The organism is Rhodococcus sp. CX (assembly GCF_015865005.1).
Taxonomy (GTDB): domain Bacteria; phylum Actinomycetota; class Actinomycetes; order Mycobacteriales; family Mycobacteriaceae; genus Rhodococcus.
On sequence record NZ_JADZGH010000110.1, the window covers coordinates 1 to 3,020 of the forward strand.

General features: G+C 70.5%; 3 protein-coding genes. All 3 read right to left on the reverse strand.

Going from position 1 to position 3,020, the window contains the following annotated elements:
- Positions 1-102: 102 nt before the first annotated feature.
- The 3 genes from I0Q12_RS12050 to pyrR are packed head-to-tail and all read right to left on the reverse strand — an operon-like array spanning position 103 to position 3,007.
- A complete protein-coding gene (locus I0Q12_RS12050) occupies positions 103-1,449 on the reverse strand; it encodes a dihydroorotase (protein WP_197252145.1) in 1,347 nt (448 codons plus the stop codon).
- Positions 1,446-2,390 carry an aspartate carbamoyltransferase catalytic subunit gene (locus I0Q12_RS12055; RefSeq protein WP_197252146.1) on the reverse strand — a complete coding sequence of 315 codons (945 nt, stop codon included), beginning with the start codon at positions 2,388-2,390 and terminating at the stop codon, positions 1,446-1,448. The genes I0Q12_RS12050 and I0Q12_RS12055 overlap by 4 nt, the downstream gene beginning before the upstream one ends.
- Positions 2,387-3,007: a bifunctional pyr operon transcriptional regulator/uracil phosphoribosyltransferase PyrR gene (gene pyrR / locus I0Q12_RS12060; RefSeq protein WP_197252147.1), complete on the reverse strand. Its 621-nt coding sequence runs from the start codon at positions 3,005-3,007 to the stop codon at positions 2,387-2,389. Before pyrR ends, I0Q12_RS12055 begins: the two co-directional genes overlap by 4 nt.
- Positions 3,008-3,020 lie beyond the last annotated feature (13 nt).

Here is a 3,020-nt window from a genome sequence, read left to right on the forward strand (position 1 = left end):
GTGGAAGGGTTGGCGCGGACGCGCCAACCCTTCCACATGAGCAGGACCAGCACGACCCACAGGAGCAGGAAGCCGAGGGTGATCAGAACCCGGTCCATCGCGCTACCTCCCGCCGGTCCGCGGGCGGACCGCACCGTCGCGGGCGGTGATCCTGCCGCGCAGCACGGTCGCGGTGACCTTGGCGGGCAGCGTCATCTCCTCGTACGGGGTGTTGTTCGAGATGCTCGCCAGTTCCGGTCCGCGCACCGTCCATTCGGTGTCCGGGTCGACGAGCACGACGTTGGCCGGTTCCCCGACCGCGAGCGGGCGGCCCTGGTCGTCGAGTCCGACGATCTCGGCGGGTCGCTCGCTCATCACCTTCGCGACCCCACGCCAGTCGAGCAGGCCGGGCCGGACCATCGTCTCGACGAGGATGGACAGGGCCGTCTCGAGGCCGAGCATGCCGGGCCGGGCCTGCGAGAACTCGCAGCACTTGTCCTGTTCGGCATGCGGGGCGTGGTCGGTGGCCACACAATCCAGCACACCCTCGGCGAGGCCGCGGCGCAATGCCTCGACGTCGGAACGTTCCCGCAGCGGCGGGTTGACCCGGTTGACGCCGTCGTAGGTCTCGAGCCGCGAATCGTCGAGAAGCAGGTGATGGGGAGTCACCTCGGCCGTGATCGAAATCCCCTGTCCCCGAGCCCATTTGACGAGTTCGACGGTGCCCGCGGTGGACGCGTGGCAGATGTGGACACGCGCTCCGGCGTCCCGCGCGAGCAGCGCGTCGCGCGCCACGATCGACTCCTCGGCCGCGCGCGGCCATCCGGTCAGACCCAGCCGCGCGGCGGTCGGACCCTCGTGGGCGACGGCGCCGACGGTCAGCCGCGGCTCCTCGGCATGCTGGGCGATGAGAACTCCGAGGGTGCCCGCGTATTCGAGGGCGCGCCGCATGATCAGCGGGTCGTACACGCAGTGCCCGTCGTCGGAGAACATCCGGACCCGGCCGGCGCCGGCCGCCATGGTGCCCATCTCGGCGAGCTGCTTGCCGGCGAGACCGACGGTGACCGCGCCGACCGGGTGCACGTCGACCAGCCCGACCTCCTGGCCGCGGCGCCACACGTGATCGGTGACGACGACCGAGTCCGCGACCGGGTTGGTGTTGGCCATCGCGAACACCGCGGTGTAGCCGCCGAGCGCGGCGGCGACCGAGCCGCTGTCGATCGTCTCGGTGTCCTCGCGGCCCGGTTCGCGCAGGTGCGTGTGCAGGTCGACGAAGCCGGGCAGCAGGACCTGGCCGGTACCGTCGATCACCTCGGCATCGGCGTCGGCCTCGAGGCCGGAACCGATCGCGAGGATCTGCTCGTCGCCGAGCAGGACGTCGACCGGATCGCCCTCGCCGTAGACCAGCACGTTGCGGATGAGGACCTGCGGGGTCACCGAATTGTCTCCTGTTCCAATAGTTTCCGTCATGCCGACGCCCCTTCGGTGCCGACCAGCAGACGGAACAGCACCGCCATGCGCACGTGCACACCGTTGGTCACCTGCTGCAGCACCGCGGTCTGCGGGGCGTCGGCGACCGCGGAGGCGATCTCCATGCCGCGCAGCATCGGGCCGGGGTGCAGCACCACCGCGTCGTCGGAGAGCAGCCGCAGCCGGCGCTCGGACAGTCCGTAACCGATCGAGTACTCGCGCGCCGACGGGAAGAACCCGCCGTTCATGCGTTCGGCCTGCACCCGCAACATGAGCACCGCGTCCAGGCCGGGCAGTTCCGCGTCGAGCGAGTGCGCCACGGTCACCGGCCAGGTCTCCACCCCGACCGGCAGCAGCGTGCGGGGCGCGACGAGCACCACCTCGGCGCCGAGCATCGACAGCAGCAGCGCGTTCGAGCGCGCCACCCGGCTGTGCAGGATGTCGCCGACGATGCCGATGCGCCGCCCTTCCAGCGATCCGAGCCGCTGCCGCAGGGTCAGCGCGTCGAGCAGCGCCTGCGTGGGGTGTTCGTGGGTGCCGTCACCGGCGTTGATCACCGACGGGCCGTTGCCGTCGGCGTCGGTCGTCCAGTCCGCGATCCGGTGTGCCGCACCGGAGGCCGGGTGCCGCACGATCAGCGCATCGGCGCCCGCCGCGTGCAGGGTCAGCGCGGTGTCGCGCAGCGATTCGCCTTTGGACACCGACGAACTCGACGCGCTGACGTTGATGACGTCCGCGCTCATCCACTTGCCGGCGACCTCGAAGGACACCCGGGTCCGGGTCGAGTTCTCGTAGAACACGGTCATCACGGTGCGGCCGCGCAGTGTCGGCAACTTGCGCACCTCACGGCCGAGCAACGCCTGCTCGAACCGTTCCGCCTCGTCCAGAAGCTCGGTCGCGGAATCCCTGGTCAGATCCGCGATGGTGAGCAGGTGTTTCACAGGTTCTTGCCTCCGGAGATCTCCACCGCGTCACGTCCGTCCTGTTCGGTGAGCAGCACGCGCACGTCCTCCGTGCGGGCGGTGGGAACGTTCTTGCCGACGTAGTCGGCGCGTAGCGGCAGCTCGCGGTGCCCGCGATCGACCAGCACCGCGAGCTGGACGGCCCGCGGCCGGCCCAGGTCGCGCAGGGCGTCGAGGGCGGCGCGGACGGAGCGGCCGGAGAAGAGCACGTCGTCGACGAGGACGACCAGGGCGTTGTCCACACCGCCTTCCGGCACCGAGGTGCGCTCGAGGGGACGGTGCGGCTTGGTCCGCAGGTCGTCGCGGTAGAGCGTGATGTCGAGAGATCCGACCGGCACGCGGACCCCGGAGAACTCCTCGATGCGCTCGGCGATGCGGTTCGCGAGGGTGGTGCCGCGGGTGGGGATTCCGACCAGCACGACGCGAGGCGCTTCGCCTTCCGGGGCGTCGAGTGCGGTCTTCTCGATGATCTGGTGGGAGATGCGGGCCACGGTGCGTCCGACGTCCGCGGCGGACAACAACTCGCGGGCGGGCGCTCCGGTTCCGGATGCCGATGGATCGGTGGATGCTGACGAGCCGTCCTCGGACATGGCCATACAGCGACCTCCT

What these genes read in the sequence shown, in the direction of transcription:
- pyrR (WP_197252147.1), bottom strand. Translation starts at nt 3,007, where the DNA reads ATGGCCATGTCCGAGGACGGCTCGTCAGCATCCACCGATCCATCGGCA.
- I0Q12_RS12050 (WP_197252145.1), bottom strand. Translation starts at nt 1,449, where the DNA reads ATGACGGAAACTATTGGAACAGGAGACAATTCGGTGACCCCGCAGGTC.